Genomic DNA, 23,451 nt, shown 5'->3' with positions numbered 1-23,451 from the left:
CCTACTGTGAAGCATGGCCTCCGCCCGAACCACCGCCGTCGCCCGCCTGCTCTCCGCCGCGCGCACCGTGCACGAGAGCACCGCGTTCGAGACGGCCGCGCGCGCCGGCTTCGCGGTCAACGGGCTGCTGCACGTGCTCATGGGGGTGCTCGCGATCACAGTCGCCACGGGAGCGAGCAGCGCCGGGGACGACGCCGACCCGGCCGGCGCGATCCGGGCCGTCGCCGACACCCCGGGAGGGTTCGTGCTCGTCTGGGTCATCGCCGCCGGTCTCGCGTGCCTCGCCCTCTGGCTGCTGCTCGAGGCCGTGCTTGCGCACCTCGTGAACGGCGAGCTGCGCAGGGGCGTGCTCGTCGTCGCGAAGGCCGCGGCCTATGGCGCCCTCGCGGTACCGGCGGTCACGATCGGGCTCGGCGGGCGCGTCGAGTCCGATGACGACGTTCGTGAGATCAGCGCCTTCCTCGTGCAGACGCCGATCGGCATCGTCGTGCTCGGGCTCGCGGGCCTCGCCGTGATCGGCATCGGCGGGTACTTCGTGGTGAAGGGAGCTCGCCGTCGATTCCTCGACGACATCCGCACGCCGAGCGGCTCGGCCGGGACGGCCGTGACGGTGCTCGGAACGGTCGGATACATCGCCAAAGGCATCGCGCTCGCGGCCGTCGGTGTGCTGCTCATCATCACGGCGGTCACGGTCGACCCCGCCGAGGCCGCGGGGCTCGACGGCGCGCTGCGATCGGTCGCCGCGCTGCCCTTCGGTGCCGCCCTGCTCGTGCTCATCGCTCTGGGGCTCATCGCCTACGGCCTGTACTGCGGCGTGCGGGCTCGCCGCGCTCGGCAGTAAGGCGGATCAGGTGGTGCGGCCGCGCGCCGCGACCGGCCACACGCCCGCCTCCGTGCCGCCGCGTTCGACGACCAGCTCGTCGACGAGATTCACGGCGTTGCAGACATGGTTCGGAACGACACGCAGCCCCGTGCCGAGCGCGGGAACGACGGCGTCGGGCGGGAAGGCGATCGTCGCGTGGTGCTCTGAGAGCGCCGTGATGCGGGCGTCGGGATGGTCGAGCAGCCGACCGTAGCCGCTCGCGTACGAGGCACGGTCGGCGCCCAGGATCTTGCTGCCGGCATCCACGACCGCGACGCCCTCGCGTCGGCTCACGACCGTGGCACGGGCCGTCAGCGCGATGGCGCTCGGCTCGATCGTGTCGAGCTCCCACTGCTGCGCGTCGCCGAACAGGTAGACGCCGGGGCGCAGCTCGGTCAGCACCCCGCCATCGGCCGCGCGGGCGCTCGGCGTCGAGCCGCCGCTCACGACGGGGCACGGGATGCCCGCTGCGACGAGCGCGTCGCGCGCGATCGCGAGGGCCGCGGCCTCGTCGCCCGCCGCGGGTGCCGCCGCGCCCGAGCCGTACGAGTGCCCCGGGAAGGTGAAGACGCCGTCGACGAGCAGCCCCGCCTCGAGCGCCGCGGTCGCCACCTCGACGGCGCGCTCGGGAGCGATGCCGCTGCGGTGGTGACCGCTGTCGACCTCGACCGCGATCGCGAGCGGAGGTGCGCCCGCGCGACCGGAGTGCACGGCGTCGGCGAGCATCCGCACGCCCTCGACCGAGTCGGCGCCGACGCGCAGCCGCACGCGGCCGGCGAGATCGCGCAGGCGGGGCGCCCGCGGCCCGACCGCCCAGATCGGGTAGGCGATGAAGAGGTCGTCGACCCCGGCATCGGCGAACACCACGGCCTCGCCGACCGTCGCGACCGTGAGGCCGACGGCGCCGTGGGCGATCTGCCGGTGCGCGATCTCGGGCGTCTTGTGGGTCTTCGCGTGCGGGCGCAGGGCGACCCCGAGCGCGCGGGCATGAGCGGCCATGGCCGAGAGGTTGGCCTCGAGCAGGGTCTCGTCGACGACGAGATAGGGGGTGTCGCGCACGCCCCCATCATGCCCGTCGTCAGGCCCCGCCGTTCGCCATCTGCTTGCGCAGCAGCTCGATGCGCAGCTGCAGCTGTGCCACGGTCGCCTGCCCGACCGCGGGGCCGCCGCACAGCCGCCGCAGCTCGGCGTGGATGTGCCCGTGGGGCTGCCCCGTGAGCTTGGCACGCAGGCCGACGAGGCTGTTCAGCAGCGTGCGCTGCTCCTTGAGCGAGCGGTACATGGGCTGCACCGCCGGAGCGGCGCCGGCGGGTCGCTCGGCCGCACGGCGCTGCTGCCGCTGGTGGCGGGCCTTGAGCACCTCGCGCACCTGGTCGGGCTCGAGGATTCCGGGCAGGCCGAGAAAGTCGAGCTCTTCGAGGCTGCCGACCGGAGACAGCGCACCGAACTCGTCGCCGTCGTAGAGCACCTTCTCGAAGGTCGCACTCGACTCGAGTGCGAGGTAGGTGTACTCGGCGAGCTCGCTCTCGCTCGCCTTCTCGTCGCGTTCGGCCGCCGCCAGAAGAGTGTCGTCGAGCAGCTCGTCGCTCGCGCGATCGAGCGCGTGGTCGCGCTCGCGCTCGAGCTCGCTCGCGAGCCGTTGGATGGCGGGCACGCTCGGGATGAAGATCGATGCCGTCTCGCCGCGACGCCGCGCGCGCACGAAGCGCCCGATCGCTTGCGCGAAGAACAGCGGCGTGGATGCGCTCGTGGCGTAGACCCCGACCGCCAGCCGTGGCACATCGACCCCCTCGGAGACCATGCGCACGGCGACGAGCCAGCGCGACTCCGATTCGGCGAACGCGGCGATGCGGTCGGATGCGCCGGCTTCGTCGCTCAGCACGACCGTGGGCTCCTCGCCCGTGATCGAGGTCAGCAGACCCGCGTAGGCGCGCGCGGTCGCCTGATCGGTCGCGATGACGAGGCCGCCCGCATCCGGGATGGCATGCCGCACCTCGGTGAGGCGCGTGTCGGCGGCCCGCAGCACGCCGCTCATCCACTCCCCGCCCGGGTCGAGCGCCGTGCGCCACGCCTGCGCCGTGATGTCGGCGGTGTCGGCCTGCCCCAGCACGGCCTCCATCTCGTCGCCCGAGGTCGTGCGCCAGCGCATGCGGCCGGCGTACGAGAGAAAGATCACGGGGCGCACGACCCCGTCGCTCAGCGCACGGCCGTAGCCGTACTGGTAGTCGGTGTGCGAGACGCGGATGCCTTCGGCGTCGGGCACATAGGTGACGAACGGGATGGGCGCGGTGTCGCTGCGGAAGGGCGTGCCCGTGAGCGAGAGCCGCCGCGTGGCCCCCTCGTACGCCTCGCGGATCGCGTCACCCCAGCTGAGCGCATCGCCGCCGTGGTGCACCTCGTCGAGGATCACGAGCGTCGAGGCCTGCTCGACGAGCCCGCGGTGCACGAAGGGCTGCGCGGCGACCTGCGCGTAGGTGACGGCCGCGCCGTGGAAGGCGCGCCCGACGATTCGCCCGGCGTTGCGGAACGCGGGGTCGAGGCGGATGCCCACACGGTGCGCGGCGTCGGCCCACTGCCGCTTGAGGTGCTCGGTGGGTGCGACGACGATCACCCGCTCGACCGTGCGGCGCGCGAGCAGCTCGGCCGCGAGGCGCAGCGCGAAGGTCGTCTTGCCGGCGCCGGGCGTGGCGGCGGCGAGAAAGTCGCGCGGCTCGGTCTCGAAGTAGCGGTCGAGGGCCTCGGCCTGCCAGGCGCGCAAGCGGTCGGCCGTGCCGCGCGCGGCGCGCTCGGGGTACGAGGGTGAGAGGTGCTCCGCGGCGAAGGTGCCCACGTGCGGGGCGCGGCGGTAGGTCGGACTCACGAGACCTCGATGCTAGCCGAGCGCACCGACACCGCTCGCCGAGCCGACGCCGTGCGGTCTGCAGCCTCCGCGCACTCAGCCGTCGGCGTCGGGAACGCTCCCCCGCCGCGGCGGGGCCCCGCGCAGCAGCGACGCCCGCTGCACGGCCCCGCGCCCGAACCGCTCGGCGAGCGCGTCGATCGCCCCCTCCGCCTCGCGCCAGGGCTCGTCGTCATCCCACAGCCCGCGCGCGACCGTGCCCGTCGGCAGCAGGGCCGAGGCTCGCACGCCGATGAGCCGCAGTCCGCGCCCGACGACGGGCGAGTCCGCGTAGAGCGCTCGCGCCTCGGTCGCGATGCGCTGGGCGACATCGGTCGGCTCGGGCAGCGACTGCGACCGCGTGATGGTCTCGAAGTCGCCGAACCGCAGCTTGATCGAGAGCGTGCGCGCGACCCATCCGCCGGCCCGCAGGCGCTCGGCGACGCGCTCGGCGAGCCGCAGCAGTTCGCGGTCGATCAGGCGCGCATCGGCGATGTCGCGTTCGAACGTCACCTCGTGACCGATGGTCTTCTCGGCGCGCTCGGGAGACACCGTGCGCGGGTCGCGCCCGTGGGCGAGCGCGTGCAGGTGCCCGGCGGCGGCCGGGCCGAGGGCGCGCGTGAGCGCGTCGATCGGCGCATCGGCGACGTCGCCGATCGTGCGCAGGCCCAACCGTTCGAGTCGCTGCGCCGACGCCGCCCCGACGCCCCAGAGCGCCGTGATCGGCTGCGGGTGCAGAAAGGCCAGGGTCTCGGCCTCGGGCACCACGAGCAGCCCGTCGGGCTTCGCGCGCCCCGAGGCGAGTTTCGCCACGAACTTGGTCGCGGCTGCTCCGACCGAGGCGATGAGCCCCGTCTCGGCGTGGATGCGCGCCCGCAGCGCGGTGCCGATCGCGTACGGCGGGCCGAACAGCGCGGTCGCCCCGCTCACGTCGAGGAACGCCTCGTCGATGCTGAGCGGCTCGACGAGCGGCGTGACGTCGCCCAGGACGCGCATGACCTCGCGAGAGGCCGCCTGGTAGCGCTCGTAGTGCGGCTCAAGCACCACCGCGTGCGGGCAGCGGCGCAGCGCGACCGCCATGGGCATCGCCGAGTTCACGCCGTAGCGCCGAGCCTCATAGGTCGCGGCGGTCACCACCGAGCGCGCTCCGCGATGGCCGACGATCACGGGCTGACCGCGCAGCTCGGGGCGGTCGAGCAGTTCGACCGAGGCGAAGAACGCGTCCATGTCGAGGTGCAGGATCCGGGCGCTGAGGTCGTCGGTCGGGGCAGCGGTCACCTGCCGGCCGCTGCCGTCTTGCTTGCTCATGACGAACGCCCCACGCGAGCATCCTGCCACCGTGAACTGACGGCGGCGGGATGCGCGTGGGGCGTGCGGGTGCTGCGGTGGTGCCTAGCGCTTGCGCGTGATGAGGCCCCAGAGCAGGATCACGAGGATCGAGCCGCCGATGGCGAGCAGCCAGCTGCCGATGCTGAAGAACTCGTCGACGGAGCCGAGGCCCAGGAGGCTGCCGATCCAGCCGCCGAGGAGGGCGCCGACGACGCCGAGGATGAGGGTCGAGATCCAGCCGCCGCCCTGCTTTCCGGGAAGGATCGCCTTGGCGATCGCGCCGGCGATGAGACCGAGCAGGAGGAATGCGAGGAAGCCCATGGCTTCTCCTTTCGTTGTGGCGGGCACGCAAGGGGCGCACCGCCGGGGGTCGAGCACCTCTGTGGAAACGCTCGGCCCACAGTCAAGCAGATGACCCCCGTTCGGGGGGAGCAGATTCTCGGCGGGTTGCCAGGATGCAATGAGGCCCCCGCGTCTGCCACTCTGGGAACATGCCTCAGCTGCACCCCTGGTCGCGCTACGTCGCGATCGGCGATTCGTTCACCGAGGGCATCGGCGACCCCGAGCCGCAGAGCCCGGGCGGGCACCGCGGATGGGCCGATCGCGTCGCCGAGGTTCTCGCCGACCGCACCGACGACTTTGCCTACGCGAACCTCGCGATCCGGGGCCGCCTGCTGCAGCAGATCGCCGACGAGCAGGTGGATGCGGCGCTCGCGTTGCGCCCCGACCTGATCACCATCTCGGGCGGCGGCAACGACATCATCCGCCCCGGCACCGATCCCGACCGGGTCGCCGAGCTGTTCGACGAGACGATCGGCCGCCTGCGGGCCAACGGCGCCACGGTCGTCATGTTCAACGGCCCCGATATCGGCATGACGCCGGTGCTGCGGCGCGTGCGCGGCAAGGTGGCCATCTACAACGAGAACCTGCGGTTCGTCGCGGCCAAGCACGACGCGATCGTGGCCGACATGTGGGCCCTGCGCCAGCTGCAGAACCCGCAGATGTGGGCCCCCGACCGTCTGCATTTCTCACCGCTCGGGCACCACACGATCGCGATCTCGGTGCTCGACGCGCTCGGGGTCGACCACGGTCTCGAGCCGCAGCATCCCGAACCGCTGCCGGCCCGGTCGTGGCGTGCGGCCCGCGCAGACGACATGGGCTGGGCCCGCGAGTACCTCGTACCGTGGGTCGTGCGTCGCATCCGGCACCAGTCGTCGGGCGACACGGTGCGACCCAAGCGCCCGACCCTGCCGCCGCACTCCTGATCGTCGGTCAGTCGCCCGTCACCTCGGCGAGCGGTTGGGCGAGACGCCAGGCGAGCGGGGGCTCGCCGATCTCGCCGACCCAGCGCAGGTCGAGCCGGGCCTCGCGATCGCCGTAGCGCACGATGAGCGTCGGGGCCGAGGGGGTGCCGAGACCGGGCAGCACCTCGGGCGCGCTCGTGAACGCCACCGATCGCACGTCGCCCCAGACGAGGTCGGTGATCGTCTCGTCGACGACGAGCTCTGCCGTGTCGCCCCACGGTGCCGTGTAGCGTGCGACGACCGCACCGGGCTCGCCGATCGCGACGGCGTGGTAGTCGTCGACGACGCTCGCGATGAGGCGGCGCAGGTCGCGCGCGATCGTCGCCTGATCGGGGGCTCCGATGACGACCCCGACGATGTCGACCGGCTCGTCGGCGGCGGTCACCGTGCCCGAGAAGAGCAGATTCGACCCGACGACGCGCAGGGTGCCCGTCTTGAGCCCCGTGATGCCGGCGGTTCCGAGAGCGAGATTGCGGTTCTCGAAGGTGCCGATGCCGGGCACGGTGAGGGTGCGGCGCGCCGAGGCGGCGGCGACGACGGGATCAGCCGCGGCGAGGCGCGCGAGCGCCACGAGATCGCGCGGGGTGGCGCGGTTGTCGGGCGAGAACCCCGTCGTATCGGCGATCCGGATGCTCGCGAGACCCTGCCCGTCGAGCCATCGCCGCGCCGCCGCGAGGTAGGCGTCGACCGAGCCGAAGCCCCACACCGCGAGCGACTCGGCGTAGTTGTTCGCCGAGTGCACCATCATGAGCTCGATCATCTGCCGCTGCGTGACGACCGCTCCCGCGGGCGCGGGAGCCACCGTGCCGTTGATGGCCGCGTACCGGGCAGGCAGTCGGCTGTCAGCCGCGCTGAGCGTGATGGAGGCGCCGGGACCGTCGCCCTCGATGGGGCGCTCGGCCAGCACGACGAGCGCTGTCACGACCTTCGCGATCGATGCGATGGGCCGCGGCGTGTCGAGATCGCGCCCGGCGTAGATCTGCTCGCCATCGGCCGCCGCGATGGCCGAGGCGCCGTACGTCGGCAAGACGACGGCCGGTTCGGGGGTCGAGACCTGCGCGAGCGGCAGAACGACGGGGGTGATCGGCGGCAGCGGTGCGAGCAGGGCGAAAGCGCCGTACCCGAGCGTCGAGGTCGCGAGCGCGAGCACCGCGATGATGCCCGTCGCGCGCACGCGCCGCGCCGTGCCCGCGCGGCTCACGCCGAGTCGCGCCAGACGATCTCGGTGGCCAGCAGGGCGCCGTTCGCAGCGAGCGAGCCGGTGCGCACCTGCTCGAGCACGAGCTCGGCGGCCCGGGCGCCGAGCTGCCCGGCGGGCTGCCGCACGGTCGAGAGCGCCGGCTGGGCGCGCAGCGCCCACGAACTGTCGTCGAACCCGACGATGCCGACGTCGGTCGGCACCGACCGCCCCGCGTTGCGCAGCGTCTCGAGAGCACCGGCGGCGATCGCATCCGACGCCGCGAACACGCCGTCGATCGCGGGGTCGATGCGCAGCAGTTCGGCCATGCCGGCCACCCCGGCGGCGTAGGTGTAGAAGCGTTGCCGGGCGACGAGCGTGTCGTCGAACGACTCGCCCATGGCCTCGCGGAACCCGGCGAGGCGGTCACGGCCCGAATCGCGGTCGAGACCCGCGGCGATCATCCCGACCCGCTGTCGGCCCGTGCCCCGCAGCCGCTCGGTGATCTGCCGCGCGGCACCGCGGTTGTCAATACCGACCCAGGGCAGCTGCGGCTGGTTGTCGGGGCGCCCGACCATGACGGCGGGCAGCCGAAGGTCGGCGATGGCCTGCGAGATCGGGTCGTCTTCTCGCGCGGAGACGATGATGGCCCCGTCGACGAACCCGCCGCCGAGGTATCCGGTCACGCGCTGCGAGTCGCGCTCGGTGTCGATGATGAGCGAGACGAGCTGGTAGTCGGCGGCCGAGAGGGCGGCGTTGGCGCCCAGCAGAATGGCACCGATGTTGGGGTCGTCGATGAACACCGAGTCGGGCTCGTGCACGATGAGGGCGATCGCCCCGGACGACTGCTTGGCGAGATTGCGGGCGGCCGTGTTGCGCACGTAGCCGACCTTGGCGATCGCCGCCTCGATCGCTTCGCGGGCGGCGGCCGAGACGTAGGGCTCGCCGTTGAGCACGCGCGAGACGGTGCCGCGCGAGACGCCCGCTTCGGCCGCGACATCGAAGATCGTGGCGCGTTTGAGGCGGGTCGTCGAATCAGACACGCGCTCAGTGTAGCCAGCCGTCGGGGGCCGTCAGGGGTGTGCCGCGCGACGCGGGTGTTGACAGGGCGGAGCGGGCGTGCGTACTCTGTGAGCGCTCACAGAAAACCCTCCCCCCGAACAGGTCACCTTGTTCTGTGCACGCTCACAGGGATGCGGTGGACGGAGCGACAACGACGTTGACCCCGCCTCGGAAGGACGGCCTGTGACCACTCCCCTGACCCTCAGCCACGAGCAGTCGCTCGTTCCGGGCTGGGCCACGGGCACGATCACGCTCGGCTGCGACTACAACCCCGAGCAGTGGGACGACGCGGTCTGGCACGACGACATCGCGCTCATGCGCGAGCTCGGCGTCGACCTCGTCGCCATCAACATCTTCGGCTGGGCGCAGCTGCAGCCGCAGCCCGGTCCGTTCGACTTCAGCCGGCTCGACCGCATCCTCGAGCTGCTGCACGCGGCCGGCATCCGCGTCAACCTCGGCACCGGCACGTCGTCGCCGCCGCCGTGGCTCGCGCGCGTGCATCCCGAGACGCTGCCGCAGGCCGCCGACGGCACGATCGCGTGGCCGGGCGGACGCCAGGCGTGGTGCCCCAGCTCGACGGTGTTCCGGCAGAAGGCCCTCGAACTCGTGACGGCGATGGCCGACCGCTACGGCTCGCACCCCGCGGTCGCGCTCTGGCACGTCTCGAACGAGCTCGGGTGCCACAACGCGCTGTGCTACTGCGACGCCTCTGCCCGAGCCTTCCGCACCTGGCTGCGCGACCGGTACGCCACGCTCGACGCCCTCAACTCGGCCTGGGGCACCGCGTTCTGGAGCCAGCGCTACGGGCACTGGGACGACGTGCTGCCGCCGCGCACGACGCGCTCGGCGGGCAACCCCGCCCAGCTGCTCGACTTCAAGCGCTTCTCGTCGGATGCGCTGCTCGACTACTACCGCGCCGAGGCCGCCGTGCTGCGCGAGCGCTCGAGCGTGCCCGTGACGACCAATCTGATGGTCACCGCGCACATCCAGACCCAGGACTACTTTCGCTGGGCACCCGAGCTCGACCTCATCGCCAACGACCACTACCTCGACCACCGTCTCGCCGACCCGCTCGCCGAGCTCGCATTCAGCGCCGACCTCACGCGCGGCGTCGCGGCCGGTGCCCCGTGGATGCTCATGGAGACGTCGACGAGCGCCGTCAGCTGGCAGCCCGTCAACCACGCCAAGCGCGAGGGCGAGCTCGTGCGCACGGTGCTCGGCCATGTTGCCCGCGGTGCCGATTCCATCTGCTTCTTCCAGTGGCGGGCCTCGCGCAGCGGAGCAGAGAAGTTCCACTCGGCCCTGCTCCCCCACAGCGGCACGGCCGGCGAGGGCTGGGCGCAGAGCGTCGAGCTCTCCGCGCTGCTCGACCGTCTCTCCCCCGTCGTCGGCTCGTGCGTGCACGCCCGTGCGGCGCTCGTCTTCTCGTGGGAGGCGTGGTGGGCCGCCGAGGGCGACACCCAGCCTAGCAGCCTGCTGCGCTACCTGCCCGAGGCGCACCGCTACCACCGGGCCCTGCGCGCCCTCGGCGTGACCGTCGACGTCGTCGCGCCCGATGCCGACCTCGACGGCTACGACCTCGTCGTCGTTCCGACCCTGTACACGGTGACGGATGCGGCGGCCGCGTCGATCGCGCGAGCCGCGCAGGCGGGCGCCACCGTGCTCGTCACGCCCTTCAGCGGCATCGTCGACGAGCACGATGCCATCCGCCCCGGCGGCTACCCGGGAGCCTTCCGCGAGCTGCTCGGCCTCACCGTCGACGAGTTCCGCCCCCTCGCGGCCGATGCGACGGTCGCGCTCACCTCGGGCGCGCGCGGCACGATCTGGAGCGAAGCGGTGCGCGTCGCCGATGCCGAGGTGGTCGAGCGGTTCGCCGACGGCCCCGCCGCGGCATCCCCCGCCCTGACGCGACGCACGGTCGGTGACGGTGCCGCCTGGTACGTCGCCACGGTGCTCGACGACGAGGCCGTGCTCGCCCTGCTGCGCAGGCTCTGCGTCGAGGCCGGCGTGCCCGTCACCGAGGTGGGCTACGACGTCGACGTCGTCACGCGCCGCACGGCGACGAGCGAGTTCACCTTCGTCATCAACCACCGGGCGCAGCCCATCGCGGTACCGTTCGCAGGACTCGACCTGGTCTCGGGCGAGCCCGTCACCGACGCCACTCCGCTGCCTGCGGGCGCCGTGCGCGTCGTTCAGTCAGAGAGGAGCGATCGTGGCGCGTGACACCGCTGTCAAAGCATCACGAGCCGTTCGCCACCGGGGAGCGCTCGCCGTCTTCCTCGTGCCGTTCGGCGCCCTGTTCGTGCTGTTCTACCTCGTCCCGATCCTGTACGCGGTCTACCAGTCGCTGCTGACCGTCGAGCGCGAGGGCACCTTCGGCCCCGCGGTGCAGGTCTTCGGGGGGCTCACTCAGTACATCGCGGTGTTCCAGAACGAGCCGTTCTGGGCATCCATCGGCCGTGTGCTGCTCTTCGGCGTCGTGCAGGTGCCGATCATGCTGGGCCTCGCGCTCGTGCTCGCGCTGCTGCTCGACTCGCCGCTCGTGCGGGGATCGAAGTTCTTCCGCCTGGCGTTCTTCGCCCCCTACGCCGTGCCGAGCGTCATCGCCGCCATCATGTGGGGCTTTCTCTACTCGCCCAACCTCTCGCCGTTCACGGCGGTGACCTCGAGCGTCGATCTGCTCTCGGCCGAGACGGTGCTGTGGTCGATCGCCAACGTCGTGACCTGGGTCTACGTCGGCTACAACATGCTGATCATCTACTCGGCGCTGCTGTCGATCCCGCAAGAGATCTACGAGGCAGCACGGCTCGACGGCGCCGGTCAGTTCCGCATCGCCTTCGCGATCAAGATCCCGCTCGTCGTGCCGGCCCTCGTGCTCACGGGCATCTTCTCGATCATCGGAACGCTGCAGCTGCTCGCCGAGCCGCAGGTCTTCCAGAGCTTCTCGAACGCCGTCACGAGCACCTTCACCCCGAACCTCACCATCTACTCGACCGCGTCGGTGCCCAACATCAGCCTCGCCGCGGCCATGTCGGTCGTGCTCGCCCTGGCGACCTTCGTGCTCTCGTTCACCGTGCTCAAGCTCACGCAGCGGAGGACCGCGCAATGACCGTCTCGACCGAAACCCGCGCGCTGCGCACCCAGGGGCAGAAGAAGCCCGCCCGCGACGCCGGCATCCGCGAGAGCGCTGTCTCACGCACCGTCGCCATGGCGGTCATGATCGTCGCCACGCTCTACTTCCTCACCCCGCTGTGGTGGCTGCTCGTCGCGTCGACCAAGACGCGCGAGGACTTCACGACGACCAGCCCCCTGTGGTTCGCCGACTTCGCGCTGTTCGACAACATCGCGGCGCTGGTGACCTACCGTGACGGCGTGTTTCTGCAGTGGCTCGGCAACAGTGCGCTCTACGCCGGCGTCGGGGCGCTGCTCGCCACCCTCATCGCGGCGATGGCCGGCTACGCGATCGCCAAGTACACCTTCCGCGGCCGCGAGACGCTCTTCAACGTCATTCTCGGCGGTGTGCTCGTGCCGGCCACGGCGCTCGCCCTGCCGCTCTTCCTGCTCTTCAGCCAGGCGGGGGCGACGAACACGATCTGGGCCGTGCTGCTGCCGAGCCTCGTGAGCCCCTTCGGCGTCTACCTCTCGCGCATCTACGCCGCTGCGAGCGTGCCCGACGAGATCATCGAGGCCGCGCGCATCGACGGCGCGGGAGAGGTGCGCACGTTCTTCACGGTCGCGACGCGACTCATGGCCCCGGCGCTCGTGACGATCTTCCTCTTCCAATTCGTCGCGATCTGGAACAACTTCTTCCTGCCGCTCATCATGCTGCGCGACGAGTCGCTCTTCCCCGTCACGCTCGGCCTCTACGTCTGGAACACGCAGGTGAGCCAGATCCCCGACATCCGCGCCCTCGTCGTCATCGGGTCGCTGCTGTCGATCATCCCCCTCATCGTCACCTTCCTCGCACTGCAGCGCTTCTGGCAGTCGGGGCTGGCGAACGGCGGGCTCAAGTGAGCACCCGCCGACAGTCCCTCGGTCGCACGACGGCCGAGCGGAGCAGCACCACCACCAATCGAAAGGAACACAGCATGGCGATCTCTCTTGTCGCACGTGCGGGGGCCATTGCGGCCATCTCCGCGCTTGCGCTGACGGCCTGCTCGACCGGCGGCACCGACGCCCCCGGCGCGAGCGGCGACTGCGCCCCCTCGGACGGACCCGTCACCCTCACCTTCACGAGCTGGCTGCCCGGCGTCGAAGAGGCCGTGGCGATCTGGAACGAGGAGAACCCCGACGTTCAGGTCGAGGTTCAGACCGGCCCGAACGGCAACGGCGGCACGTACCAGAACTTCTTCAACCAGCTCGCGGCCGGCAACGCGCCCGACCTCGGCCAGATCGAGTTCGACGCCATGCCGAACTTCCGCGTGCAGGACGGCCTCGAGAACATCGCGGCGTGCGAGGGCATTCTCGCGGCCGAGGACCAGTTCGTGCCGTGGACCTGGAGCCAGGTCACGTTCGGCGAAGAGGACGCGGTCTACGCGATCCCGCAGGACACCGGCCCCATGGCCATGTTCTACCGTGCCGACCTCTTCGAGGAGGCGGGCATCCCCGTTCCCACCACGTGGGAGGAGTACGAGGCTGCCGCGGTGCAGATTCGTGAGCAGGGCGGCTACATCAACAACTTCTCGCAGAGCGACATCAACGCCTTCGCTGGCCTGGTGTGGCAGGCGGGCGGCGAGTGGTTCTCGAACGACGCCGACGGCTGGACCGTCGACCTGACCGGCGCCGAGACCACGCAGGTGGCCGAGTACTGGCAGGGTCTCATCGACAACGACCTCGTCGCTGTCTACCCGCCGTGGACCGACGAGTGGAACGCCGCCTACAACTCGAGCGAGCTGTGGACGTGGGTCTCGGCCGTCTGGGGTGCCAACACCATCGCGAGCGGTGCGCCTGACACCGCCGGCAACTGGGCTGTAGCCCCGATGCCGCAGTGGGAGGCCGGCGCCAGCGCCGCGGGCAACTGGGGTGGCTCGACCACTGCGGTGCTCAAGGGCTCGGACCACCCGTACGAGGCCGCGCAGTTCGCTCTGTGGCTCAACACGGATGCCGACGCGCTGACCGCGATGAACCGCACGGCGAACATCTACCCCGCCACGATCGAGGGTGCGAACCTTCCGGTCTTCGGTGAGGGTGTGGAGTTCTACGGCGGACAGAAGATCTACGAGGTCTTCGCCGAGGCTGGCAACAACGTCGACCCCAACTTCACGTGGGGCCCGACCATGACGCAGGTCTACAACGATGTCGCTGACGGCTTCTCCGGTGCCGTCTCGGGCAGCGGTACGCTTCTGGATGCTCTGACCGCTGGTCAGGACGCCACGATCGCAGCCCTCAAGGCGGCCTCGATTCCCGTCAAGGAGTAGGTATCTCGCTTCTCCACCTCCGTGCCGCGGGTGTCAGCTTCGTGCTCGACGCCCGCGGCACGGCCGTGCCACGGCTCGCCCACTGGGGTCACGATCTCGGATCGGTCGAGCCGCTCATGCTCGAGCTGGTGGCGGCCGCACTACCCGCGGTCGCCCCCAGCTCGCCTGATGTGCCCCTCGTGCCGTCGATCCTCGCCGGGCCCGCCGAGGGCTGGAGCGGGTTCCCCGCGCTCGTCGCCCACCGCTCGGGCGCTCGCCCCGCGCGCCTGCCGATGCGCATCCACCGCACCGCGCTCTCGCAGCCCGACGAGGCATCGGTCGCGGTCGAGCTGCGCGTGCACGACGACCACGGCCCGCTGCTGACGATCGGCTGGCGCGCGCGCCTCTCGCCCGAGGGCGTCGTCGTCATCGCGCTGGATGCCCGTGCCGAGGCCCCCGAGGGCGTCGAGGTGCACCGGCTCGCCGCGACCCTGCCGGTTCCCGCCCGGGCGAGCGATCTGCTCGACTTCAGCGGGCTCTGGGCCGGTGAGCGCAAGCCGCAGCGCGGTGCCGTGCGCGACGGCCTGCACCTGCGCGACCAGCGTCGTGGCCGCCCCGGCCACGACGCCCCGTTCCTGACCGTGCTTGGCACCCCCGGCTTCGGCTTCCGCACGGGCGAGGTCTGGGCGCTGCACCACGCCTGGAGCGGCAACAGCACGACGGGCGTCGAGTCGCTGCCGACCGGACACCGTCGCCTGCTCGCCGCCGAGCTGCTCGACCCGGCCGAGGTCGTGCTCGCGCGCGGCGAGACCTACACGGCGCCCGAGACGGTGCTCGCGTGTTCGAATGCTGGCCTCGACGGGTTGAGCGACCGCCTGCATCCCTTCGTACGGGCGCTCACTCCCCCGACCCACCGGCCCGTCGTGCTCAACACGTGGGAGGCCGTCTACTTCGACCACGCCCTCGAATCGCTCATGCCGCTCGTCGACGCCGCGGCCGACCTCGGCATCGAGCGCTTCGTGCTCGATGACGGGTGGTTCGAGGGCCGCACCGACGACCGCCGAGCCCTCGGCGATTGGACGGTCGATCCCGAGCGGTGGCCCTCCGGCTTGCACCCGCTCGCCGACGTCGTCGTCGCCCGCGGCATGGAGTTCGGCCTGTGGGTCGAGCCCGAGATGGTGAGCCCCGACTCGCGGCTCGCGCGCGAGCATCCCGAATGGATGCTCGCCGACGCCGCGACCGACCGCCAGCACCCCCCCACCTGGCGCTTTCAGCACACGCTCGACCTCACGATCGCCGCAGCGCGTGCGCACCTGCTCGAGTCGTTGAGCGCGCTGCTCGCCGAGTACCCCATCGCCTTCCTCAAGTGGGATCACAACCGCGACCAGCACGCGGGCACCGCTGCGGCCCACACCCGCGCGGTCTACGGGCTCATCGACGACCTGCGCGCGCGGTTTCCGCACGTCGCGATCGAGAGCTGCGCCTCGGGCGGCGCGCGCGTCGACCTCGGCATGGCCGCGCGGGTGCACCGGTTCTGGACGAGCGACACGAACGACGCCCTCGATCGGCAGCGCATCCAGCGCTTCAGCGGGCTGCTCATGCCGCCCGAGCTGCTCGGCGGCCACGTCGGCGCGCCGCGCGCCCACATCACGGGCCGCACGCACGACCTCTCGTTCCGCCTGGCCACCGCGCTGTTCGGCAGCGCGGGCATCGAATGGAACGTCACGACCGCCGACGCCGCCCAGCTCGACGCCCTGCGCGACTGGGTCGCGACCGTCAAGCTCGTGCGCCCCCTGCTCACGACGGGCCGCACCGTGCGCACCGACGAGCCGGGCGACGACCGCTACGTGCACGGCCTCGTCTCCCCCGACGGCGCCGAGGCGCTCATCGCGCTCGTCACGCTCGCGACGGCCGCGGTCGCGGTCCCACCGCCGCTGCGCTTTCCGGGCCTCGACCCCGACCGGCGGTACCGGATCGAGCCGCTGACGGTGGGCGGGGCGCCGCACGCGGTGCAGGATGCTCCCCCGGCGTGGCTCGCCGATGGCGGCATCACGGTCACGGGCCGGCTGCTCGCCGACCTCGGGCTGCCCGTGCCGCTGCTCGCGCCCGAGCAAGCGCTGCTGCTGCGGGCGATCGCGCTCGACTAGGCGATCGACTCTCGCGCGCTTCCACAACTTCGGAGTGGAAGCCTGCAGCGACGACGGGGCGATCAGCGCTGCAGCGCGTAGAGGGCCACGGCGCTCGCGGCCGCGACGTTGAGCGAGTCGACGCCGTGCGCCATGGGGATCGTCACGACGACATCGGCCGCCTCGAGGGCGGCGCGGCTCAGGCCGTCGCCTTCGGTGCCGACGACGATCGCGACGCGCTCGGGCGCGGTCGTGGCGAAGTCGCGCAGGCCCACAGCGTCGTCGGCCAGGGCGAGCGCCGCGATCGTGAAGCCCGCGGCATGCAACTGCGGCACGGCCTCGCCCCACTCGGGCAACCGCGTCCACGGCACCTGCAGCACGGTGCCCATCGAGACGCGCACGCTGCGGCGGTAGAGCGGGTCGGCGCAGCGCGGAGTGATGAGCACGGCATCGGCCCCGAGGCCCGCCACCGAGCGGAAAATCGCGCCGACGTTGGTGTGGTCAACGACGTCTTCGACGATGACGACGCGCCGGGCATCCCGCAGCACCTCGGTCACGGTCGGCAACGCGGGCCGGTGCATGCTCGCGAGGGCTCCGCGGTGCAGGTGAAAGCCCGTGAGCGCTTCGAGCACCCCGGCCTCGCCCACGTGCACCGTGACGTCGCGGTCGCCCAGTAGCGCCTCGAGGTCGGGCAGCCAACGCTCGCTCGTGAGCACCGAGCGCGGCTCGTGCCCCGCTCGCAGCGCGCGGCCGATGACGGTGATCGACTCGGCGATGTAGAGCCCGCCCTGCGGCTCGGTCGCGACGCGCAGGGCGACGTCGGTGAGGCGCGCGTAGTCGGCGAGGGCGGGCTCGTCGAGCGTCGTGATGTGCTCGATGCGCATGGATGCCCGCCTTCCGCCCGGAGGACGCGAGTCGCCCTGCCAGCCTCCGGAAACATACTCGAAACCAGAGCGTTCTAGTCTGCGAGGAAGGAACACCGGAGGCCCCATGTCGATCGCCGCACCGCTCGTCGAGCTGGATGCGGCCGCGCGCGCCTCGATCGAGCAGGCCATCGAACTGCTGCGCGGTCGGCGCATCGCCGTGCTGACCGGAGCGGGCGTGAGCACCGACTCGGGCATCCCCGACTACCGCGGCGTCGGGGCCCCCGTGCGCACGCCCATGACCTACAGCCAGTTCCTGGCCGACGAGCCGTACCGCAAGCGCTATTGGGCGGGAAGCCACCTCGGGTGGGAGCGCTTCGCCGCCGCGGGCCCCAATGCCGGCCACCGAACGCTCGCCGACCTCGAGCAGGGTGGCATCGTGACGGGAGTGGTCACCCAGAACGTTGACGGCCTGCACGTGCGCGCGGGTAGCCGCCGCGTCGTCGACCTGCACGGCAGCATGGACCGCGTCACGTGCCTGCACTGCGGCCAGACCTTCGACCGCGGCGCGATCGCCGAGCGCATCGCCCGTCTCAACCCGTGGCTGAGCGACGCCGATGCGACGATGAACCCCGACGGCGACGCCGAGGTGGCCGACGTCTCGCGGTTCCAGGTGCCGGAGTGCTCGGTCTGCGGCGGCACGCTCAAGCCCGACATCGTGTTCTTCGGCGAGTTCGTGCCGCCCGTCAAGTTCGAAGAGGCGCGCGGCATCGTGGCGCGGTCGGATGCCCTGCTCGTGCTCGGCTCCTCCCTCGTCGTCAACTCGGGCATCCGGCTGGTCGGGCTCGCCGCCAAGAAGCGCATCCCCACGATCATCGTGAACCGCGGCGAGACGAAAGCCGATGCCCGCGCTGCCCTCAAAATTGACGCGGGAACGACCGAGACGCTCGCGGCCTTCCGATCGGCACTGATCCCGTAGTCGACGCAGCCCTTTTCATGAGGGATGATCAATGGATGACGCGATCGACCTTCCTCACGCTGGCCGCCATCCCCGCGCTGCTCCTCGCCGTCTCCGGCTGCAGTGCCTCCGCTCCCGCGCCCGAGCCGACGAGTTCCGTCGCGGCGCCTGAGGCGGCGACCGAGCCGCTGACCTCGGTGCCCGCGGGCGACGCGGACTGGGAGTGCGGCCACGCCAGCGCGCTCATGGGCATCCAGTTCCGCACCGAGTGGGAGCTCGTGAACGGTGTGATCGATCAGGCGGCTTTTGACGCGCGCGCAGCCGCGCTCGTGGACTCCTGGACCTACTTCCCCACGGGTCAGTCCGATGTCACCACGGCGCTGCGGGCAGCGATCACCGAAGCCGCTCAGGGCATCGGCCCGGAGAACCCCGATTTCTCCGTCGCGACCCAGCAGCTCGTGTCGGCGTGCGACGCCGCCGGCTCAATCTCGATCATGAGCGCCCTGCCCGAGATGGGCGGCTGAGCGCGCGGGTCGAGGTCTTCGTCGCGCGCTCTACGATTGTCGGGGCCGACGAAAGGGATTCTTCATGACGGTGTTCGCACTCGTGCGCCACGGCGAGACCGATTGGAACCGCGAGCGGCGCATCCAGGGCTCCACCGACATCCCGCTCAACGAGACGGGGCGCGAGCAGGCCCACGCGACCGGTGAGCTGCTCGCCAGCCGCCGCTGGACGGCTCTCGTCGCTTCGCCCCTCTCGCGCGCCGCCGAGACCGCCCGCATCATCGGTGAGTACGTCGGCCTCGGCGAGCCCGAGCTCGAGCAGCGCCTCGCCGAGCGCGACTACGGCGAGGCCGAGGGCCTCACGGGCCCTGAGATCGACGCGACGTTCCCCGACGGCGCCGATGTGCCGGGGCGCGAGCCGCGCGAGGCGGTCGCCGAGCGCGCGGTCGCCGCCCTGCACGATCTCGCCGCGCGGCATCCCGGCGAGGCGGTGATCGTCGTCGCGCACGGCGGCGTCATCCGCAGCGTGCTCGAGACGGTCGCCCCCGGACGGCACCGCGAGCCGATCACGAACGGCTCGGTGCACTCGTTCCGCCACGCCGACGGAGCGATCGAGCTCGTCGCCTTCGACGACCCGATCGACGAGCAGTCGATCTTTCCGCTTGCCGACGACTTCGAGCAGCAGAACCGTCTGGCCGAGCGCGAGCGCGAGGGTCGCTGATGGCGAGCGGCCCCGAACGCTTCCTGGCCGCCACAGCGCACCTGCCGATTACCCCGCGCCGGATGCCCGACTCGACCCACACCGCCGCCGAGGCCGCGGCCGCTGTCGGCTGCGAGGTCGGGGCGATCGTCAAGTCGCTCGTCTTCGTCGCGGTGCACAGCGATGACGTGCGTGAGCCCGTGCTTGCCCTCGTGTGCGGCGACAACCGCGCCGACCTCGACGCGCTGGCGCACGTGCTCGGCACCCGCGTCGAGAAGGCCGACGCGAATACCGTCAAGCAGGCGACGGGCTACTCGATCGGCGGGGTTCCTCCGCTCGGGCATCCCGCCCCCGTGCGCACGGTCGTCGATCGCGACCTGCTGCGCTTCGAGACGGTGTGGTCGGCGGCCGGCAGCGCCTACGACGTCTTCCCGGCAACCCCGCAGCAGCTCGTCGACTGGACAGGCGGCGAGCTCGCCGACATCGGCACCCGCTAGCGGAAGTCCTTGGATTCGGGAGCGCCCCGAGCAGGACGTCCCAGCCCAGTCGCTAGCCCCGCGAGCGTCGGAGCACGGCTTGCTCGCGCAGCAGCTCGAGCAGCACCGCGGCCGAACGGCTCCAGTCGAAGCGCGCCGCCTCGGCGGGGGCGGCGGCCGAGCGGCGCTCCCACTCCCCCGCAGCCAGCAGCTCGGTGATGCGCGCGGCGAAGGCCGCCGCATCCCCGGTCGCCGCATAGAGCGCCGTCTCTCCGCCGATCTCGCGGAAGATCGGGATGTCGCTGACCACGACGGGCGTGCCGCGCCCCATGGCCTCGACGAGCGGGATGCCGAAGCCCTCGTCGCGCGAGGCGCTCACGAGCGCCGTGGCGCTGTCGAGCAGCTCGGCGTACTCCTCGTCGCTCACGCCATCGTGCACCACCAGCGAGCCCGCCGGTGCCGCCGCCTCGAAGCGCTCACGGTCGGCGGGGCGGATGCGGCTCAGCAGGTGCAGCCGCGCGCCGGGCAGGTGGTGCAGCGCCGCCACGAGCGTGTCGACGCCCTTGTAGGGCATGAACGAGCCCATGTAGACGAGCTCGATGCCCGCGGGGCGCGCCCGAGGGGCGACCGAGACCGGCCGGTCGGCGGCGTTCGGCACGACCGTGATCGAGCGACGGGTGAGCCGATGCTGCTGCATGAGTGCGCGGGTCGTTTCGCTCACCGTCACGACCGCGTCGGCGCGATTGAGCAGCAGCCGCTGCGGCCACCACGCCAGGTGGTACAGCCGCCACCCGAGGCGCACGGGCCAGGGCAGATCCCGCGGCGGCGTGGGATGCGCGTAGTAGATGAGATCGTGCAGCGTGAGCACGAGCGGGTACCGCCGCCCCAGTGCCCCCATGGTCTGCATGGGGCTGAAGACGACATCCGGCGCCACACGGTTCACCTGGCGCGCCACGACGGGCTCACGCGCGCTCGTGGGGCCGCTCACGCGGTGCCAGGGCAGCCCGGAGGGCAGCATCGCGAGCTGCCGCTCGTCGTTGATGAGCAGCTCGAGCGACTCGCCGTCGGCGAGCAGCGGGAGCAGGGCATCCACGAGGCCCGCCGTGAACCGGCTGATGCCGTCGTGGCGCGGAAACCGCACGTAGCGGCAGTCGACGACGATCTTCACGCGCTACGCCAGGAACTCGCGGATGGCCGCGGCCGCCTCGACCGGCTTCTCGTAGTGCACGAGGTGGCCGACGCCCTCGATGACCTCGAGGCGGGCATCCGGGAACACCGTCACGAGGTGGCGCTGGGCCTCCAGCGGCGTGATGTCGTCCTCGTCGGCGACGATCAGCAGCGTGCTCGGCGCGACGTCGGCGGCGTACTCCGAGACGTCGTGCGAGACGGATGCCCGGAACGCCTCGAGCAGGCTGTCGCGGTTCGCGAAGGCCGAGAAGTAGCGGTCGTGCTCCTCGTGGATCCAGCGCAGCAGGGCTTTATCGTCGGTCTTCGCCATGGTCGCGCTCATGATGCGCGTGACGAGGCGGCTGCGCAGCACCGCGAAGCCGAGACTCTCGGGCAGGGCGGCGCCCGCGCGGTAGAAGCCGACGGCGAGGCGCGTGAGCACCCCGCGCGGCCCCGCGAGGGCGTTCTGACCGATGGGGTTCACGAGCACGACGCGCGGGGTCGGCACACCGCTCGCGACCGCGGCCGAGACGACGATCGAACCGAACGAGTGACCCAGCAGCACCGCGGTGCCGTGCACGCCCGCCGCGTGCAGAAAGGCGTCGAGCCACGCGACGTAGCCGTCGATGTCGTGGGTGCGGTCGGCGAGCGGAGCGCTCGTACCGAAGCCCGGCAGGTCGGGGGCGAGAAAGCGGATGCCCGGCAGCTGCGCCACGACGGGCCCGAGCCCGTGGTGATCGCCGCGAAAGCCGTGCACGAGCACGACCGTGCGGTCGGCGTCGGCGGGCCCGTACTCGACCAGGTGGGTCGGCACCCCGAGCACCTCGAGCGTGCGGTCGCGAGCGGGGATGCGCGCGAGGGCGTCGGCGTACGGAGAAGGGGCGCTCATCGTGATTAGTCTAGGCAGGTGTCGTTCACCGCCCCCATCACCCTGCCCGGACTCGCTCTCGACCCGCAGTGGCATCGCCGCAGCGTGTTCTACGAGGTCATGGTGCGCTCGTTCATGGATTCGAACGGCGACGGCATCGGCGACCTCGCCGGCCTCATCCAGAAGCTCGACTACCTGCAGTGGCTCGGCGTCGACGCCCTGTGGCTGCCGCCCTTCTTCCAGAGCCCGCTGCGCGACGGCGGCTACGACGTGGCCGACTACACCGCCGTGCTGCCCGAGTTCGGCACGGTCGAGCAGTTCCGCGAGCTCGTCACGAAGGCGCACGAGCGCAACATGCGCATCGTCATCGACCTCGTCATCAACCACACGAGCGACCAGCACCCCTGGTTCCAGGCCTCGCGGGAGGACCCCGAGGGGCCCTACGGCGACTACTACGTGTGGAGCGACACTGATGACAAGTACGAGAACGTGCGCATCATCTTCGTCGACACGGAGGAGTCGAACTGGGCGTTCGACCCCGTGCGCCGGCAGTTCTACTGGCACCGCTTCTTCTCGCACCAGCCCGACCTCAACTTCGAGAACCCGAAGGTGCACGACGAGATCTTCGACGTCGTGCGGTTCTGGGCCGACCTCGGCGTCGACGGCTTCCGCCTCGACGCGATCCCCTACCTCTACGAATCCGACGGCGGCACGGGCGAGAGCGAGCCGCCGACCCACCACTTCATCGCGAAACTGAGGGCGATGATGGATACCGAGTATCCCGGCCGCGTGCTCATCGCCGAGGCCAACCAGTGGCCCCACGAGGTCGCCGAGTTCTTCGGCACCGACGAGCAGCCCGAATGCCACATGGCCTTCGACTTTCCCGTCATGCCGCGCATCTTCTACGCCCTGCGCTCGCAGCAGGCCACCGAGCTGCAGCGCCAGCTGAGCGAAGAGGTCTCGGCCCCCGAGGGCAGCGCCTGGGGCGTCTTCTTGCGCAACCACGACGAACTCACGCTCGAGATGGTGAGCGAGGAGTACCGGCAGGCGATGTACGGCTGGTACGCCTACGACCCGCGCATGCGCGCGAACATCGGCATCCGCCGCCGGCTCGCTCCCCTGCTCGACAACTCGCGTGCCGAGCTCGAGCTCGCGCACGCCCTGCTCTTCAGCCTGCCCGGCAGCCCGTTCCTGTACTACGGCGACGAGATCGGCATGGGCGACAACATCTGGCTGCCCGACCGCGACAGCTCGCGCACGCCCATGCAGTGGACCCCCGACCGCAACGCTGGCTTCTCGCACGCCGACCCCGGCAAGCTCTACCTGCCCGTCGTGCAGTCGCTCGTATACCACTACAACCAGATCAACGTCGAGAGCCAGCTCGCGCAGTCGCGCTCGCTGCTGCACTGGATCCGCAACGTCATCCACGTGCGCAAAGCCCACCCGACCTTCGGGCTCGGCACGATGCGCGTGCTCGAGACCGACAACGAGTCGGTGCTCGCCTTCGTGCGCGAGTACGCCGGAACCGGTACGCACCTCGGCGACGCGCCCGAGCGCATTCTGTGCGTGTTCTCGTTCGCCCACAACCCTGTCTCGGCGCGCATCACGGCGCCGGGGCTCGAGGGGGCCGAGCTGAGCGATCTGTTCGGCGGAGCGCCGTTCCCGGCCGTCGGCGCCGACGGCTCGGTGACGCTCACTATGGGCACGCAGAGCTTCTACTGGCTGCACGTCGGCGACTCTGCGGGCGACGCGCCCGCCGTCGGAGCACAGGCCTAGGCTGGT

The 23,451-nt window shown here is 71.5% G+C and carries 21 protein-coding genes; 12 read left to right on the top strand and 9 right to left on the bottom strand.

The genetic code is table 11. From position 1 onward, the window contains the following. The first annotated feature begins 13 nt into the window (after window positions 1-13). Window positions 14-841, top strand: coding sequence for a DUF1206 domain-containing protein (locus ACK4HH_RS03525; RefSeq protein WP_409648325.1), 828 nt, complete (start codon window positions 14-16; stop codon window positions 839-841). A 6-nt stretch (window positions 842-847) separates the two neighbouring features. On the opposite strand, the gene ACK4HH_RS03520 is transcribed toward ACK4HH_RS03525, so the two are convergent. From ACK4HH_RS03520 to ACK4HH_RS03505, 4 genes are all read right to left on the bottom strand, one after another. Further along, window positions 848-1,921 carry an alanine racemase gene (locus ACK4HH_RS03520; protein WP_409648323.1) on the bottom strand — a complete coding sequence of 358 codons (1,074 nt, stop codon included), beginning with the start codon at window positions 1,919-1,921 and terminating at the stop codon, window positions 848-850. Window positions 1,922-1,940: 19 nt separating this feature from the next. Then, a complete protein-coding gene (locus ACK4HH_RS03515; protein WP_409648321.1) occupies window positions 1,941-3,722 on the bottom strand; it encodes a DEAD/DEAH box helicase in 1,782 nt (593 codons plus the stop codon). A gap of 75 nt (window positions 3,723-3,797) precedes the next feature. Continuing rightward, window positions 3,798-5,048, bottom strand: coding sequence for a DNA polymerase IV (locus ACK4HH_RS03510; protein ID WP_409648319.1), 1,251 nt, complete (start codon window positions 5,046-5,048; stop codon window positions 3,798-3,800). Window positions 5,049-5,132: 84 nt separating this feature from the next. Further along, window positions 5,133-5,390: a GlsB/YeaQ/YmgE family stress response membrane protein gene (locus ACK4HH_RS03505; RefSeq protein ID WP_409648317.1), complete on the bottom strand. Its 258-nt coding sequence runs from the start codon at window positions 5,388-5,390 to the stop codon at window positions 5,133-5,135. A gap of 170 nt (window positions 5,391-5,560) precedes the next feature. On the opposite strand from ACK4HH_RS03505, the gene ACK4HH_RS03500 reads away from it, so the two are divergent. Next, a complete protein-coding gene (locus ACK4HH_RS03500) occupies window positions 5,561-6,334 on the top strand; it encodes an SGNH/GDSL hydrolase family protein (RefSeq protein WP_409648315.1) in 774 nt (257 codons plus the stop codon). 7 nt (window positions 6,335-6,341) lie between these two features. On the opposite strand, the gene ACK4HH_RS03495 is transcribed toward ACK4HH_RS03500, so the two are convergent. Both ACK4HH_RS03495 and ACK4HH_RS03490 read right to left on the bottom strand, forming a co-directional pair. Then, window positions 6,342-7,574 carry a D-alanyl-D-alanine carboxypeptidase family protein gene (locus ACK4HH_RS03495; protein ID WP_409648313.1) on the bottom strand — a complete coding sequence of 411 codons (1,233 nt, stop codon included), beginning with the start codon at window positions 7,572-7,574 and terminating at the stop codon, window positions 6,342-6,344. Continuing rightward, entirely contained in the window at window positions 7,571-8,593 is a 1,023-nt protein-coding gene (locus tag ACK4HH_RS03490; protein ID WP_409648311.1) for a LacI family DNA-binding transcriptional regulator, read from the bottom strand. The genes ACK4HH_RS03495 and ACK4HH_RS03490 overlap by 4 nt, the downstream gene beginning before the upstream one ends. A gap of 202 nt (window positions 8,594-8,795) precedes the next feature. Between ACK4HH_RS03490 and ACK4HH_RS03485 the strand changes: the two genes are divergently transcribed. The 5 genes from ACK4HH_RS03485 to ACK4HH_RS03465 all read left to right on the top strand — a co-directional run bounded on the left by ACK4HH_RS03485 (window position 8,796) and on the right by ACK4HH_RS03465 (window position 16,155). Continuing rightward, on the top strand, window positions 8,796-10,835 hold the full coding sequence (locus tag ACK4HH_RS03485; RefSeq protein WP_409648310.1) for a beta-galactosidase: 2,040 nt from the start codon (window positions 8,796-8,798) through the stop codon (window positions 10,833-10,835). Next, on the top strand, window positions 10,825-11,721 hold the full coding sequence (locus tag ACK4HH_RS03480) for a carbohydrate ABC transporter permease (RefSeq protein WP_409648308.1): 897 nt from the start codon (window positions 10,825-10,827) through the stop codon (window positions 11,719-11,721). The genes ACK4HH_RS03485 and ACK4HH_RS03480 overlap by 11 nt, the downstream gene beginning before the upstream one ends. Next, complete coding sequence (locus ACK4HH_RS03475) at window positions 11,718-12,626, top strand: carbohydrate ABC transporter permease (protein ID WP_409648306.1); 909 nt, start codon at window positions 11,718-11,720, stop codon at window positions 12,624-12,626. The genes ACK4HH_RS03480 and ACK4HH_RS03475 overlap by 4 nt, the downstream gene beginning before the upstream one ends. Window positions 12,627-12,700: 74 nt before the next feature. Next, on the top strand, window positions 12,701-14,029 hold the full coding sequence (locus ACK4HH_RS03470; protein WP_255159423.1) for an ABC transporter substrate-binding protein: 1,329 nt from the start codon (window positions 12,701-12,703) through the stop codon (window positions 14,027-14,029). Between the two features lie 41 nt (window positions 14,030-14,070). Next, window positions 14,071-16,155 carry an alpha-galactosidase gene (locus ACK4HH_RS03465; RefSeq protein ID WP_409648304.1) on the top strand — a complete coding sequence of 695 codons (2,085 nt, stop codon included), beginning with the start codon at window positions 14,071-14,073 and terminating at the stop codon, window positions 16,153-16,155. A gap of 62 nt (window positions 16,156-16,217) precedes the next feature. On the opposite strand, the gene ACK4HH_RS03460 is transcribed toward ACK4HH_RS03465, so the two are convergent. Further along, entirely contained in the window at window positions 16,218-17,018 is an 801-nt protein-coding gene (locus tag ACK4HH_RS03460; protein ID WP_409648302.1) for a TrmH family RNA methyltransferase, read from the bottom strand. A 106-nt stretch (window positions 17,019-17,124) separates the two neighbouring features. On the opposite strand from ACK4HH_RS03460, the gene ACK4HH_RS03455 reads away from it, so the two are divergent. From ACK4HH_RS03455 to ACK4HH_RS03440, 4 genes are all read left to right on the top strand, one after another. Beyond that, a complete protein-coding gene (locus ACK4HH_RS03455) occupies window positions 17,125-17,976 on the top strand; it encodes a Sir2 family NAD-dependent protein deacetylase (protein ID WP_409648300.1) in 852 nt (283 codons plus the stop codon). A gap of 35 nt (window positions 17,977-18,011) precedes the next feature. Next, a complete protein-coding gene (locus ACK4HH_RS03450) occupies window positions 18,012-18,479 on the top strand; it encodes a hypothetical protein (RefSeq protein WP_409648299.1) in 468 nt (155 codons plus the stop codon). Window positions 18,480-18,543: 64 nt separating this feature from the next. Then, window positions 18,544-19,179 carry a histidine phosphatase family protein gene (locus ACK4HH_RS03445; RefSeq protein ID WP_409648298.1) on the top strand — a complete coding sequence of 212 codons (636 nt, stop codon included), beginning with the start codon at window positions 18,544-18,546 and terminating at the stop codon, window positions 19,177-19,179. Further along, the gene (locus tag ACK4HH_RS03440) at window positions 19,179-19,655 is read left to right on the top strand and encodes a YbaK/EbsC family protein (RefSeq protein WP_409648297.1); all 477 of its coding nucleotides are present in this window, start codon (window positions 19,179-19,181) and stop codon (window positions 19,653-19,655) included. The genes ACK4HH_RS03445 and ACK4HH_RS03440 overlap by 1 nt, the downstream gene beginning before the upstream one ends. Window positions 19,656-19,707: 52 nt before the next feature. On the opposite strand, the gene ACK4HH_RS03435 is transcribed toward ACK4HH_RS03440, so the two are convergent. Both ACK4HH_RS03435 and ACK4HH_RS03430 read right to left on the bottom strand, forming a co-directional pair. Continuing rightward, on the bottom strand, window positions 19,708-20,802 hold the full coding sequence (locus tag ACK4HH_RS03435) for a glycosyltransferase family 4 protein (RefSeq protein WP_409648295.1): 1,095 nt from the start codon (window positions 20,800-20,802) through the stop codon (window positions 19,708-19,710). A 3-nt stretch (window positions 20,803-20,805) separates the two neighbouring features. Beyond that, window positions 20,806-21,690, bottom strand: coding sequence for an alpha/beta fold hydrolase (locus tag ACK4HH_RS03430; RefSeq protein ID WP_409648294.1), 885 nt, complete (start codon window positions 21,688-21,690; stop codon window positions 20,806-20,808). Between the two features lie 18 nt (window positions 21,691-21,708). On the opposite strand from ACK4HH_RS03430, the gene treS reads away from it, so the two are divergent. Next, on the top strand, window positions 21,709-23,445 hold the full coding sequence (treS, locus tag ACK4HH_RS03425; RefSeq protein ID WP_409648292.1) for a maltose alpha-D-glucosyltransferase: 1,737 nt from the start codon (window positions 21,709-21,711) through the stop codon (window positions 23,443-23,445). Window positions 23,446-23,451: the final 6 nt, after the last annotated feature.

Source organism: Microcella sp., from assembly GCF_046296455.1.
Lineage (GTDB): Bacteria > Actinomycetota > Actinomycetes > Actinomycetales > Microbacteriaceae > Microcella.
Note: the sequence above shows the minus strand (reverse complement) of the source record. Positions and strands in the feature narration are given on the sequence as shown.